The 13,062-nt window shown below is 65.3% G+C and carries 12 protein-coding genes; 3 read left to right on the top strand and 9 right to left on the bottom strand.

The window, feature by feature from the left end:
• Positions 1-2: 2 nt before the first annotated feature.
• Genes AC5RTB_RS13125 through dut form a run of 4 tightly spaced genes read right to left on the bottom strand, consistent with a single transcriptional unit; the run spans position 3 to position 2,376 of the window.
• Positions 3-740 carry a DUF3159 domain-containing protein gene (locus AC5RTB_RS13125; RefSeq protein ID WP_494061515.1) on the bottom strand — a complete coding sequence of 246 codons (738 nt, stop codon included), beginning with the start codon at positions 738-740 and terminating at the stop codon, positions 3-5.
• Positions 737-1,087, bottom strand: a complete 351-nt coding sequence (locus tag AC5RTB_RS13120; RefSeq protein WP_494061514.1) for a hypothetical protein — start codon at positions 1,085-1,087, stop codon at positions 737-739. Before AC5RTB_RS13120 ends, AC5RTB_RS13125 begins: the two co-directional genes overlap by 4 nt.
• On the bottom strand, positions 1,080-1,841 hold the full coding sequence (locus AC5RTB_RS13115) for a DUF3710 domain-containing protein (protein WP_494061513.1): 762 nt from the start codon (positions 1,839-1,841) through the stop codon (positions 1,080-1,082). The genes AC5RTB_RS13120 and AC5RTB_RS13115 overlap by 8 nt, the downstream gene beginning before the upstream one ends.
• A gap of 55 nt (positions 1,842-1,896) precedes the next feature.
• Entirely contained in the window at positions 1,897-2,376 is a 480-nt protein-coding gene (gene dut / locus AC5RTB_RS13110) for a dUTP diphosphatase (RefSeq protein WP_494061512.1), read from the bottom strand.
• Between the two features lie 187 nt (positions 2,377-2,563).
• On the opposite strand from dut, the gene AC5RTB_RS13105 reads away from it, so the two are divergent.
• Complete coding sequence (locus tag AC5RTB_RS13105; protein WP_494061511.1) at positions 2,564-3,034, top strand: DUF3093 domain-containing protein; 471 nt, start codon at positions 2,564-2,566, stop codon at positions 3,032-3,034.
• Between the two features lie 41 nt (positions 3,035-3,075).
• Here AC5RTB_RS13105 and AC5RTB_RS13100 read toward each other — a convergent pair whose 3' ends face one another.
• Positions 3,076-3,375 (bottom strand): DUF4193 domain-containing protein, encoded by a 300-nt coding sequence (locus tag AC5RTB_RS13100; RefSeq protein WP_494061510.1) that lies wholly within the window; start codon positions 3,373-3,375, stop codon positions 3,076-3,078.
• 276 nt (positions 3,376-3,651) lie between these two features.
• On the opposite strand from AC5RTB_RS13100, the gene sepH reads away from it, so the two are divergent.
• A complete protein-coding gene (gene sepH, locus AC5RTB_RS13095; RefSeq protein WP_494061509.1) occupies positions 3,652-4,935 on the top strand; it encodes a septation protein SepH in 1,284 nt (427 codons plus the stop codon).
• 85 nt (positions 4,936-5,020) lie between these two features.
• Here sepH and AC5RTB_RS13090 read toward each other — a convergent pair whose 3' ends face one another.
• The 4 genes from AC5RTB_RS13090 to AC5RTB_RS13075 all read right to left on the bottom strand — a co-directional run bounded on the left by AC5RTB_RS13090 (position 5,021) and on the right by AC5RTB_RS13075 (position 10,416).
• On the bottom strand, positions 5,021-5,752 hold the full coding sequence (locus AC5RTB_RS13090) for a thymidine kinase (protein ID WP_494061508.1): 732 nt from the start codon (positions 5,750-5,752) through the stop codon (positions 5,021-5,023).
• Between the two features lie 3 nt (positions 5,753-5,755).
• Positions 5,756-6,949, bottom strand: coding sequence for an alkaline phosphatase family protein (locus tag AC5RTB_RS13085; RefSeq protein WP_494061507.1), 1,194 nt, complete (start codon positions 6,947-6,949; stop codon positions 5,756-5,758).
• A gap of 8 nt (positions 6,950-6,957) precedes the next feature.
• Entirely contained in the window at positions 6,958-7,635 is a 678-nt protein-coding gene (locus AC5RTB_RS13080; RefSeq protein WP_490892369.1) for a DUF5998 family protein, read from the bottom strand.
• 75 nt (positions 7,636-7,710) lie between these two features.
• Positions 7,711-10,416, bottom strand: coding sequence for a bifunctional acetate--CoA ligase family protein/GNAT family N-acetyltransferase (locus tag AC5RTB_RS13075; protein WP_494061506.1), 2,706 nt, complete (start codon positions 10,414-10,416; stop codon positions 7,711-7,713).
• 134 nt (positions 10,417-10,550) lie between these two features.
• Here AC5RTB_RS13075 and AC5RTB_RS13070 point away from each other — a divergent pair, with 134 nt between their 5' ends.
• Positions 10,551-13,028, top strand: coding sequence for a DNA gyrase/topoisomerase IV subunit A (locus AC5RTB_RS13070; RefSeq protein ID WP_494061505.1), 2,478 nt, complete (start codon positions 10,551-10,553; stop codon positions 13,026-13,028).
• Positions 13,029-13,062: the final 34 nt, after the last annotated feature.

The raw sequence follows: 13,062 nt of genomic DNA, 5'->3' as shown, positions 1-13,062 counted from the left end.
GATTATGCCGGCGGGTGCTGCTGCTTCTCCAGCGCCGGCCGGGACACCAACCAGGCGAACCAGAGGCCCAGCGCGTAGAGCGGGACGCCCATGGCAACTCGGGTGGCGCCGAGAGCTGCGATGTTGTCGGCAAGGTACAGCGGCACCTGGACGACGAGCCGCAGCGCAAGCACCGCTACGATCAGCAAGGTGGCAATCGAGTACGCCCGAACCCTCGATGCGTGCTTGCGCCAGTCCGTGCCCTCACCCCGGATGAAGCCGAAGAGCAGCCCCGCCAGCGGCCAACGCACAGCGATGGAAATGACCATCCCCACGATATAGGCGGCGTTGGTGAAGAATCCGGGAAGGAAGAAGTCCTGCGCATTGCCTGTCCGGTTAGCTACGAACGCACAGATACCGACGCCGACCAATCCGGACAGGGCCTGCGTGAGGGGCGTCTTGGTAAGCAGCCGGATGACCGTAAAGACGGCGGAGACAGCCAGGGCAACGATCAGCGACAACTGCAGGTCCCGCAGGACGGTGAAGACGACGGTAAAGAGCAGGCCCGGCAGAATGCTCTCCGCTAGCCCCCGCACGCCTCCGATTGACTGCAGAACGTCAATGCGCCCGCTTTCGTCCTGACGGACTCCGGCCTTGGCGGCATACTGGCCCGCGATTGCTCCCATACCCTGGTCCGCGGCCGGCTCGTCGTGCTTGTCAGACGCATTGCTGCCGGGGCGGTCCTCAGCGGGCTGGTTCACGGTGACTCCTCAGGACGGCCGACAATTTCGTACCGCGGGTTATGAATAGTGGGGATTCCATCGACCATGCTGACCATCCCCTCGAAGGCGAGGTGAATTCCGGGGTCGATCCCGGGTATTCTGCGCTGGCCGGTCCACACGAGTTGGACACGGTTGCCTGCATGGGCAGCCTGATCACCGGTGGCGGAGCGGTCGGTGCGCAGGGCCACCATTGCCGAAAAGTGCGGCGCGGCGCTGCGGGGCATGATGGTCACCCGCTCGACGAAGCCGCTGCCGGCGAACCGTCCGCGACTCGGCAGCGGGACCCCCGACCCTGCCGGATAGCTGGCTGAATCCTGGTCAGCCAATGTGGGTTATCTCGGGACCTCGCCGTAGCGGGTCCTCCGGTGTCGCCTTGGGCTGTTCGGGCTGCTGCTTCGGCGCTCCGGCATCCTTCGGCAGCCTGAGCGGCAGCAGTTCGCGTGGAGGCAGTGGATGGTCTCCGCGAACCACCACGACGTTCCGGAAGAGCTGCTGCATCGGCTCGGCTACGGCAGGATCCACGGCTGCCGGGCCCCCGAAGACGCCGCGGAGGAACCACCGTGGCCCGTCCACGCCAACGAACCTGGCGACGCGGAATCCGGCACGGCCGTCGGGCGTCTGTGCCGGGAGCTTGGCGATCAGTTCGGTCCCGAACTCGCCCTGGCGCTCCGCAACAGTTCCGCCCTGTGAGCCTACGGATGCGGAGATCTGTCCCCGGATCTCGTCCCAGAGCCCTTCGGAACGGGGGGCGGCAAAGGCCTGGAGCTGCAGGTTAGAACCCTTGATATCCAGCGTGACCGCGATAACCCGTTTGGTACGCTCCTCGACCTCCAGGCGCAGCTGAAGGTTCTCGGCAGCAGCAATGCGCAGCGCGCCAAGGTCGATGTAGCCCTCGGTTGTTTCCTTCTCCGACTCATCGAACGGCCCTGTTGCTTCGCGGCCGGCCGCCGTCTGGTCCTCAGCCGGAGCATCGGCGGCTTCGGTTTCTTCGCGGACGTCTGCAGCCTCTTCAGCGGGGCTCGATGGTGCGCTGGAGTCCGTGTCTGATTCATTCTTTTTCTTGCGGCGCCCGAAGATCATGGTCGGGTTCCTCCTTCAATGGTCATCGGCAGCCTGTCGCTGCCAGTCGATTGCTTCAGCGTGTTGCACCGGCGGTGGGAGCGAATCCTCCGGTTGACCCGAATCCGCCGGCTCCGCGTACAGAGTCGGGCAGCTCTTCCACGGCCACGAACGTTGCCTGCTCCACCTTCTGGATGATCAGTTGGGCGATCCGGTCCCCCCTGCGGAAGGACAACGGAGTGGAGGCATCGGTATTGAGCAGCGTCACGGCAATCTCTCCCCGGTAGCCTGCGTCGACGGTGCCGGGGGCATTGACGACGGTGATTCCGTGCTTGGCTGCCAGGCCGGAGCGGGGATGGACAAATGCTGCGTAACCAACCGGCAAGGCGAGCGAGACGCCGGTGGGAACCAGTGCGCGCTCTCCGGGCTGGAGTTCAAAGTCAACGCGGGTGCGAAGATCCGCTCCCGCATCCCCCGGATGTGCATAGGCAGGGGGTTCCAGGCCGTCGTCGAGCATTTTGATCTGTACGGACAATGCTTCAGCGGTATCAAGCATGTCTTCTCCTGCACGGTTTTTGGGTGGCGGGCGTGGCTTGCGCCGCCCATCGGCGCGATGCGCCGAAAGTGCGGAATGCATCGGAGCCCTCTGCTCCATTTACTGTATCGCTTTCGTCCACTCGTCCACTCGTCCACTCCTCCGCACCAGGATGAAAAGCCGCCGGAAAGATGCTTAGCTAGCTGACATGCCTACAGGATCTGCCGGTGAATCCGTCGTGTACGAAGAGAAGTTGTGGCCGGCACCGTGGATCTGGATGGTGGTTGCAGGCGCGTCCGTCGCCTCGGTCTTCACGTTCATTCCAATCAGCGTCCAGGCGGGGATTGTGGCCGCCGTCGTCGTTGCAGCCGTTCTGACCACTCTGCTCATTCTGTCCACCCCTGCCATCAGGGTCACCCCGACGGAACTTCAGGTGGGCAAAGCCCAGATCGAGCGGAAGTATCTCGGGGACGTGGAGGCTTTCACCGGCGCCGCTGCGACCGCACAACGTGGGACCGAGCTTCATGGAAAGGCGTATCTCTGCATTCGGGGATGGATCTCCCCCGTCGTCAAGATCGCCATCAACGATGCCGAGGACCCCACTCCGTACTGGTTAACGTCGACGAGGCGGCCTGAGCAGCTGACAGCCGCCCTGACCGCCCCGTCGCGAGGAGCGTAGGAGCGCTTACGCGCCCGCTTTGAGTTTCTGAATCCTGCAGGTCAGCCTTCGCAGTCCTTGCAGAAGGTCAGCCCGTCCTTCTCCTTCGCGATTTGCGAGCGGTGACGTACCAGGAAGCAGGAGGAACAGGTGAATTCGTCGGCCTGGGCGGGAAGAACCCGCACGAGCAGTTCTTCGCCGGAGAGATCGGCGCCCGGAAGTTCGAAGCCTTCCGCCGCATCGGCCTCGTCCTCGTCGACAACCGCGGATTGCTTGTCCGTGCGACGCGACTTCAGCTCTTCAATAGAGTCTTCGCTGAGCTCGTCGTCTGTCTTCCGCGGCGCATCGTAGTCAGTCGCCATAGTTAGTTGTTCACGCTCCGGTGGATATATGTGGTCTATGAGTGTCACGGTCGAATCGGCAATACAGGATCGGTGCCGTGAAGCACAAGCTCCTGTCCGTGTCACAACGCTGAGGGGGTGCAATTTGTGCCCGTACCGCAGAGATTGTTGCCGATCGCCCCTTTAAAAGCGAATCGGTGCATAAGTTCCGCGCCACACCAGGGATGAAGTAGGAACGGGCCTCTTTGAATGGCAGAGTTTCACCGGAAGTAATGTATGTCGGCTGGAGGGTTTTTCATGCAGGAGCTACGGCTGGTAGGCGTGGATGAGGGCGGAGGTCATCTGCTGCTGAGCGGTGAGGGTGGAGCTTCCTTCCACCTGCCTATCAACGAGGCGCTGCGGATGGCGAGCACCAGGCCATCCACACGTCCGGCGCAACATAAACCGTCCGTAGACAAGGACAAGCGGCCGGCCTTGAGCCCCCGCGACATCCAGGCGAGGATCCGCGGCGGTTCAACTGCCCAGGAAATCGTCGACGAAACCGGCGTAGACCTGCAGCACGTTCTGCGTTACGAAGGCCCGGTCCGGGCCGAACGTGACTACATGGCCCAGCTGGCGCAGCGTGTGGAAGTTGCCTCTCCCCTGCCCTCCAACGACGGCTACCGCTCCGCCTTCGGCGAGAACCCGGCCCAGCTCGACGACATGGTCCGGTACCGCCTGCAGGCCTTCGGAGTGGATCCCGAGACCGCCGAATGGGATGCCTGGCGCAAGCCCGACGGTCTCTGGACCGTCGTCGTCCGGTTCGAGCTGCCCACCGGATCTGCCGCATCCGTCGGCGAGGAACCACCGGCACAGTGGACGTTCAACCCGTCCCGGCGCACCGTGCTGAACGCCAACCGCTGGGCCCAGGTACTGAGTGAACTCGAACCGCTTGACGGGCCGCTTCCCTCGCGGAGGCTGAGCGCAGTTGCGGACCGGGTATTCGACTTCGAGACGGATGCAGCTGTTGAGGAGCCGGAAGGTGCCGGCTCTGATTCCGGGGCCGACGCCGACGCCGATGAACTGCTGGACGTACTGCGGTCGCGTCGCGGCCAGCGGCTCGGTGTGGATGAGGACGGCGATGACGCGTTGGCTCTCATGCTCGCCAAGGGCCATATTCCGGCCGCCCATCCCCGCGAGGGTCACGATGGAACAGAAGAAGCTGACGGTTCGCCGGCTGCCGCGGAGCCTCGCGGCTTCCCCGGTCTGAGCCTTGCTCCCTCGATCTTCGAGGGCGAGACTGCTGAGGGCACGTACGACGACGGCACGCCCCGCCTGTTCGAAGGTGTCAGCACGGATACACGTGAAATCAGCGTGATCGCCCGCCCGCAACCCATCGTGGGTGAGAATGAGAGCGCGCCTGACGCCCCGCGTCAGGAGAACCACCGCCCCGAGCGGGCAGCCGAACGCTCCCCCGATCCTGATGAATCCCACGTTGCGGCCCCCAAAACGCCGGATCACCACGCCGATCGCAAGCTCAAACCCCGGCGTTCCAGCGTGCCGAGCTGGGACGAGATCGTGTTCGGAACGAAGGGCGACTAGCCGACTTCAAGTGGGTGGGACGCTCGTCCGCCCAGTTCCGCTGATCCAGGCGAAGTCCTCAGAGACGCGCTGACGGAGCGAACTCCTAGAGCCGTGCGGCCGCTGGATGGAACGGCAGCGGAACGTCGCTGCCGGCGTGCCTGCGGGCAGTATGGGCCGTTACCTTGCGCATATGGTGCCGGCGGCACAGTGTTTCGTAACTGATCATGGGACCGACGGGTGAATCAAATTCATCCAGACCGCCGCCGGTCAGCCGGGGCTGACCAGGATCACGCTCAGCGGCGGGCGGTTCGACATCCCCGACCACCATTTGTTCACCCTCGACGACCATGACGCCGTCCACAGTGCGCGCATTGTGGGTTGCCCGGCGACCGCACCAGCACAGTGCCTCCACCTGCAGCACCTGGGTCCTGTCCGCCAGTTCGATCAGCCGCTGCGATCCGGGAAAAAGCTGGGTTCGGAAGTCGGAGGTGATGCCGAATGCGAACACGTCGACCTCCATGTCATCGACGATGCGCGCCAGCTGCTCGATCTGCTCCCGGGTGTAGAACTGCGCCTCATCACAGATCAGGTAGTCGACGCGCGTCCCGTGGGTGCGCCGTCGTACGAGTTCCTCCCAGAAGTCAGTGTCCGGGCGAACTTCCACCGCCTGGGTACTGAAGCCCAGGCGGCTTGAGATGACTGATTCGCCTGCACGATCGTGCGAGCTGAAGAGCAGCCCGCCGCGCCCCCGGGCACTGTGGTTGTAGTCCATCTGAAGGGCCAGGGTCGATTTGCCGCAATCCATGGTTCCGGAGAAGAAAACCAGTTCAGCCATCGGTCAGCGCCCAACCATGCGCAGCGGGCCGGGGCCCGGCTTCGCGAGCGTCAACAACGGTACCTCCCGCTCGGCGCGCGTAATGGACCCATGCTGCCCGATAACTTCAAGAGCGGAGTCAGGAACCCTCCGGGTGTCGTAGAACGCCACGAGTTCCCGGGCAGCCACCAGTACGTTCCCAATCCGCGGCTCGACCTCCGGAGCGACCTCCCCGAAGAAGCCCGCAGCAATCGCCTCTGCCCGGGTGAGAACCCAGGCCCGCGCCCCGTGCGCCTGCCGCCAGGACTCCACCAGACGCTCCAGACGGGTCTCCGTCAGATCGGGTTCTGTGTAGAGATGAACCATCCGCGGCTCGCCACCGGTGTGCGCCACGCCGTCGACCAACGCCGGATCCGCCGAGAAATCGACGTGCTGCTCCGGAGCTACGTCCACCATTCCGTGATCAGCCGTCAGCAACAGAAGCGTGTGGGGCGGCAGCTTCGCGGTGAAGGACCGCATAGTCCGGTCGATGTCTTCAAGCCGGTCACCCCATTCGGGTGACGTGCAGCCCGAGCGGTGCCCGGTCTTGTCCAACTCGTTCAGGTAGAGGTACACCAGTGCCTGATCCGTGACCGCAAGTGCCTTGCACGCCGCCTGCACCCGGACTTCGGGAGTACTCCCCGCCACATACCTGCCGCCGCGCAGCGCCGCCCGGGTGAGCCCGGAGCCGTCGAAGCGCGTAAGCCCGACGCTCGTGACCGGCAGCTGAGGGGCCACCCGTTCGAATACCGTCAGGTGCGGCTGCCAGTATTCCGGCTTCACCGCGGCATCCCACCCGCCGAGCATGTTCACGACCCTGCCCTGCGCGGGATCGAGGACGTCATAGCCGACCAGACCGTGCTGCCCGGGCGCCATACCGGTGCCGAGTGAGGCGAGGGCGGCCGCCGTCGTGCTGGGAAAGACGGAACCGAGCTTGCGCGACGAATCCAGGAACTGGCGCAGGAAAGGCGCGTGTCCGGAGCGCTGCCGCAGCAAAGAGGCACCGAGGCCGTCGACCAGCACCACGCAGACCCTCTGGGCGGCGGGCAAGTCCAGGGTGTTGGAGAACCCGGGAACGCCGAGGGCTGCAGCGGAGCTGGTGAAAACCTCGGCAATCGTTGAGCGGCCGTACGCCGGGGCAGCCGGGAGTGGCTCCCGGTGGAGAGGAGTTGCTGTCACGGGTCGGATTACCGCCCGTGGTGTGCGCGGCTGAAACGGGTGGTCAGCCCGGGTTGCCTCCGGCTGGTGCCCTGCTGATTGACGACGACGCCGGCGACGGACGGATTTGCAGTACTCACAGTGCGCAGTGCCCGCGCGAACGACTTGGCATTCTGCACGGCCTGCAGCCCGTCCGCTTCCGCGCTGACGCGCAGCACGATGTCTTCCTGCGCGATGGTTCCGGTGTATCCGTGGTCGGCATCGCATTGCGGATCACCACAGCTGGCCGGTCCCATATCAATACGCTGGCCGCCGGACCAGGCGATTCCGAGGGTGAGCTCGCGCGCGGGGTCGGACGGCTTGTAGCTCTGTGGCTGCGAGTAAAGGTAGCTGAGTACCACTGACCGGATCTGGCTGACCGGCACCGACTCTGTGGATACCTGCGCCGTCATCTGCTCCCCGGCGTCGTCCAGCTGCTGGTCATCAACGTGCGTGACAACGAGCATGTCTTCGGTCAGGACGAGGACGGTGATGTGCCTGCGTACCTCCGTGCGCTCGAAGTGGGTCTCCAGATGAACCACGTGGGAGAGCGGTTCCCTGCCGTCCAGGGCATCATGGACGACGTCGGCCACCAACCGCGGATAAAAACCCGCTCGTTCGAGGGAGGCATCCAGGTCGCGGCGTTCCGCCGACAGCGATGGAGTCATGGTTCCAGTGTGACTTATGGCTATGGTGCACGCCTAACCGGCGTGAGGCCCCCGGGAGATGCCGGCCTGCGGGGGTCAGTCGCGCATGGCCCGGCGGGCGCTGTCCGTTCGCTGCTGGGGGTTTCCGACGCTGATCTCCGCGTTCAGGACGGCAAGCCCAGCCGGTGAAACCAGGACCGGGTTAAAGTGCAGCAGCGCAATTTCGGGATGCCTGTCCTTGAGCAGGGCGACCCGCAGCAGCAGATCCTCCACAGCCGGGATGTCCACCGGCGGCAGGCCTTGGTAGCCGAACAGCCGCCTGCTTGCCCGCGGCGTCCGGACCAGGTCCTCCGCGTCGACAGTGGTGAGCGGCGGGATGCCGTGGGCCCAGTCATCAAGCAGGTTGACCGCATCGCCCGCCATGCCGAACGAAACCACCGGTCCGAGGAGCGGATCCTCGATGGCCCGCACGACACACGCCTGCCCGGCCGGTGCCATGGTCTGGACCTCCAGGCCATGGTCACCGAATTCGCGGAGCTCGGCGCGCATGGCCTCAATCCCTGCGCGCAGCGCTGCCGCATCGGGAATGTTGAGGCGCACTCCGCCGAAGTCCAGGCGGTGCCGAAGATGCTCATCCACGGTCTTGAGCGCCACCGGCCAGCCCAGCGACTCAGCGGCCTGAACGGCCTCCTCAGCGGAGTCGACCGGGATCGAGGGCAGAGCTTCGATTCCGTAGCTGCCGAGGAGCCGGCGTGTCTGGTCGCCGTCCAGACGGCGCAGGCCCACATCCCTCACACCGGACAGGACGCCGCCGAGCAAGGTGGCGGCATCCTCCTCGTTGACGTCGCTGAGCTCAGCGAAGACACCGTGCTCGCCCACGCGCCACCGGCTGTAACGTACGACGGCGCCCAGCGCCGACACGGCCGCGCCCGGACTGGCGAAACACGGCACTCCCTCGCCCTCGTCCTCGCCCTCATCGACCGGCCGCGCCGCGGCGGACCACAGGCCTTCAAGCTGCGCGGCTGGGTCCAGTACACCCGTGAAGCACGCAACTACCGGCTTTCCCGCTGCCTTGCCGCATTCCTGCAGTACCGGCAGGATCGCTTCGGGTGCGAGCCCTACAGCGGGAATGAGCGTCAGGATCAGCGCGTGAACGGCTGGATCATCGAGTGCCTCGGTGAGCGATGTCTTCAGCGCGGGCAATGCCACTGACTGGCCTGCGTCCAGATCGAGGTGCGCATTCATCCGGACCACCTCGAGCTCGTGCGCAAGAGCTGCGTCTGCGAGGACTCTCCCGAGGGCGAGGGAATTGCTGAAAACGGTTACGCCGGGGCCAGCGGGAACAGGCTGGCCGACCACAATCTGCGCCACGTCCATCAGCTGCTCGGTGGTCTCCACCCGAATCACGCCGGACTGGCGCAGCATGGCGTTCAGAGCCCCGCTCGGGGCCTGCGTCGTGCGCACCGCGTGACCCGGCGGCAGCTGCAGTCCCATCACATCGGACTTGGCGACGATGACAGGCTTCGTCCGCGACAGCCGTCGGGCTATGCGTGAGAACTTGCGCGGGTTGCCGATCGACTCCAGGTACAGCGCAACTGCCCGCGTCCTGGGATCGTCTTCCCAGTACTGCATCGCGTCATTGCCGGACACGTCGGCACGGTTGCCCGCCGACAACGCCGAGGACAATCCAAGCGACCGCCGGCTGGCGGCGGCGTGCAGCATGACGCCGATCGCCGCCGACTGGCTGAAGAGGCCGAGCCCTCCGCGTTTCGGCAGTTCCGGCGCCATTGAGGCGTTCAGTTGGACTGCCGGATCGGTATTGATGATGCCAAGGGACGCCGGCCCCACCACCCGCATGCCATAGGACCGGGCGCTGTGCACCAGCGCGCGCTGCCGCGCAAGCCCCTCGCCGTCGTCGTCGGCGAAGCCTGCCGTCGCCACGAGCAGGCCCTTCACGCCCGCACGTCCGCACTCCTCCACAACAGGGAGGACCTGGTCGTAGGGCACCGCGATCACGGCGAGGTCAACGGGACCCGGCACCTCCTCAATGGAGCCATACGCAACCATGCCGTTCAGTTCGAAAGCTTCAGGATTGACCCCCGCGACGGGCCCGGTGAAGCCGCCGTCGACGATGTGCTCGAGGAGGGAATAGCCCACACTCCCCCAGCTGCGGCTGGCCCCGATCACCGCGACTGACGACGGCATCAGCAGGGTCTGCATGCTGCGGGCCTCCGCACGGTGCTCCCGTGCTTCCATGACCGCGCGGGACCTGTCAGTCGGGTCGATGTTGAAGGTCAGTTCAACCACGCCGTCGTCGAAGCGGCGATCCACTTCGTAGCCTGCTTCGGCGAATACTGTGATCATCTTCCTGTTTTCAGGCAGCACCTCGGCGGTGAAGCGCCGGATGCCATTCTCCCGCGCTGCCACCGCGAGGTGCTCCAGCAGGATGGATCCGAGTCCCCTGCCCTGGTAGGCGTCCGAGACGTTGAAGGCCACCTCGGCCTCGTCAGGGTCATCGAGGCGGTCGTAGCGGCCGATGCCGATGATGTCTTGGCCCCGGGTCACCACGAAAGCCACCCTGCCCACGTAGTCCACCTCCGTGAACCGCTTGAGTTCCTTCTCGCTCAACGAGGACTTGTACGTGAAGAAGCGGAGGTAGATGGAGTTCTGGGACTGCCTCATGTGAAAGGCCTGAACGGCGTCGGCGTCCGACGGCGCGATGGGCCTCAGATGGCCGGTCGATCCGTCCCGCAACACGACGTCTGCCTCCCAATATTCGGGGTATAGTCCGTCAGCCACCATAGACTCACAGTAGTGGGCGGCTGCGGCTTCCGTCAGCTAAGCACCACTGCGGCCCAACACCGCGGCCAACACAGCCGTCACGACGACTACGCAAACACAGTTACGCAATCAGCTGCCGAAGGACCCGAAACACCATGGCCAGGCGCCAAGCCACACCACCGGACACGGACTACACCGAGAAGATCATCGACATCGACGTCACCTCCGAGATGGAGGGCTCCTTCCTGGAGTACGCCTATTCGGTGATCTATTCGCGCGCACTTCCCGACGCGCGCGACGGCCTGAAGCCGGTGCAGCGCCGGATCCTGTACATGATGACTGACATGGGTTTGCGCCCCGACCGCGGCCACGTGAAGTCAGCGCGCGTCGTAGGCGAGGTCATGGGCAAGCTCCACCCCCATGGCGACGCCGCCATCTACGACGCCATGGTCCGCATGGCCCAGGATTTCTCGCTGCGTCTGCCGCTCATTGACGGGCACGGGAACTTCGGATCGCTCGACGACGGCCCGGCAGCAGCCCGTTACACCGAGGCCCGGCTCGCCGCAGCGGCGCTGACAATGACGGACCACCTCGGCGAAGATGTCGTCGACTTCATCCCGAACTATGACAACCAGCTCACACAGCCCGAAGTCCTGCCCGCAGCCTTCCCGAACCTCCTCGTCAACGGCGCAACGGGCATCGCCGTCGGCATGGCCACCAACATGGCGCCGCACAACCTCGGTGAGGTCATCGCGGCGGCACGCCATCTGATCGACAACCCGGACGCAACGCTGGATGACATCATGCGCTTCGTTCCCGGCCCTGACCTCCCGAGCGGTGGCAAGATCGTCGGGCTGGACGGTATCCGGGACGCCTATGCCACGGGCCGCGGATCGTTCAAGACACGGGCCGCGGTGGAGGTTGAGCAGCTCTCGGCCCGCCGTACCGGCCTCGTGGTCACTGAACTGCCGTACATGGTGGGGCCCGAGAAGGTCATCGAAAAAATAAAGGATGCCGTGACTGCGAAGAAGCTGCAGGGCATTTCCGACATCGTGGACCTGACGGACCGAACGCACGGATTGCGGCTGGTCATCGAGCTCAAGAATGGGTTCAATCCGAACGCGGTGCTCGCGCAGCTCTACCGGTACTCCCCGATGGAGGACTCCTTCGGCATCAACAACGTCACCCTGGTGGACGGCCAGCCGCGAACCCTCGGGCTCGTGGAGCTGCTGCAGGTGTACATCAGCCACCGCATCTCGGTTGTCCGGCGCCGCACCTCCTACCGGCTTGGCAAGAAGAAGGATCGTCTCCATCTGGTGGAGGGCCTGCTGATCGCCATCGTGGATATCGATGAGGTCATTCAGATCATTCGTTCCTCCGATGAGGCAGCGGCGGCCCGGACGAGGCTCATGTCGATCTACGACCTGACGGAGATCCAGGCCAACTACATCCTCGAGCTTCGGCTGCGCCAGTTGACCAAGTACTCGCGGATCGAGCTGGAGAAGGAGCAGGACGAACTGCGCAGGGAAATTGCTGAACTCGAGGAGATCCTCGGGTCCGAGCAGCGGCTGCGCGGGCTGGTTTCCGAGGAGCTCGCCGACATTGCGGAGCAGTTTGCCACCCCGCGGCGCACCGTACTGCTCGAATCGGAGGCAAGCGCCCCGCTGAAGGGCACCGTCCTGCCTACGGCGGCGGGCAACGGTGCCAAGGCGCCGCTGACACTCGAGATCGCGGACGATCCGTGCTGGGTCATCCTTTCGACCTCCGGTCAGCTTGCACGCACAACGGGCCAGGAGCCCATTGCCGACGGTGGCCAGCGGGTGAAGCACGACGCCTTCACCTCCGTTGTCGCGACCACCGCCCGCGCGGAGATCGGAGCCCTGACCTCATCCGGACGCATGGTGCGGCTGCAGGTGGTGGACATGCCCGCGCTTCCTCCCACGAACGGTATCCCGAACCTGGCCGGCGGAGTCTCGGTCAAGGAATTCATCACGCTCGAGCGCGGCGAGTCTCTGGTGGGCCTTGTGCCTCTGGACAAGTCCTTCGCGCTCGGTACCGCGCAGGGCGTGGTTAAGCGCGTTGTGCCCGAGTACCCACTCAACCGCGACGATTGGGAGGCGATCACCCTCAAGCCCAAGGACAGTGTGGTGGGTCTTGCTGCGGCCGACGACGCCGACGACCTCGTTTTCGTCACCCGTGAGGGGCAGCTGCTGCGCTTCAATGCCTCCGCCGTTCGGCCGCAGGGTCGCATGGCCGGCGGGGTTGCCGGCATCAAACTCGCCGGTGACGACGCCGTCGTCCACTTTGGTGCGGTGAAAGCGGACGATCCTGGCGCCGTCGTCGTGACGATTGCAGCGGGAAGCGAGGCCCTGCCGGGGACCACTGCGGGTTCGGTCAAGGTGACGGAGTTCGCCGAATACCCGGCCAAGGGACGGGCCACCGGCGGCGTGCGCTGCCACCGCTTCCTCAAGGGCGAGGACCATCTGGCGCTTGCGTGGGCCGGTCATGGGCCGGCGCGGGCGGTGTCAGCTACGGGGGTGGCCCGGGCGCTCCCGACGGAGCACGGCCGCCGCGACGGATCCGGTGTGGCGCTGTCACAGCCGGTCGAGGCGATCGGGCCCAGCCCTTCCTAGGCCCTGATTACCCGGACTCCGGCGAGGCTGTTCA

Source organism: Arthrobacter sp. M71 S08 (genome assembly GCF_059089725.1).
Note: the sequence above shows the minus strand (reverse complement) of the source record. Positions and strands in the feature narration are given on the sequence as shown.

Coding starts and splice junctions, on each gene's coding strand:
- AC5RTB_RS13115 (WP_494061513.1), bottom strand. CDS start 1,841: ATGATCTTCGGGCGCCGCAAGAAAAAGAATGAATCAGACACGGACTCC.
- dut (WP_494061512.1), bottom strand. CDS start 2,376: ATGCTTGATACCGCTGAAGCATTGTCCGTACAGATCAAAATGCTCGAC.
- AC5RTB_RS13105 (WP_494061511.1), top strand. CDS start 2,564: ATGCCTACAGGATCTGCCGGTGAATCCGTCGTGTACGAAGAGAAGTTG.
- AC5RTB_RS13100 (WP_494061510.1), bottom strand. CDS start 3,375: ATGGCGACTGACTACGATGCGCCGCGGAAGACAGACGACGAGCTCAGC.
- sepH (WP_494061509.1), top strand. CDS start 3,652: ATGCAGGAGCTACGGCTGGTAGGCGTGGATGAGGGCGGAGGTCATCTG.
- AC5RTB_RS13090 (WP_494061508.1), bottom strand. CDS start 5,752: ATGGCTGAACTGGTTTTCTTCTCCGGAACCATGGATTGCGGCAAATCG.
- AC5RTB_RS13080 (WP_490892369.1), bottom strand. CDS start 7,635: ATGACTCCATCGCTGTCGGCGGAACGCCGCGACCTGGATGCCTCCCTC.
- AC5RTB_RS13075 (WP_494061506.1), bottom strand. CDS start 10,416: ATGGTGGCTGACGGACTATACCCCGAATATTGGGAGGCAGACGTCGTG.
- AC5RTB_RS13070 (WP_494061505.1), top strand. CDS start 10,551: ATGGCCAGGCGCCAAGCCACACCACCGGACACGGACTACACCGAGAAG.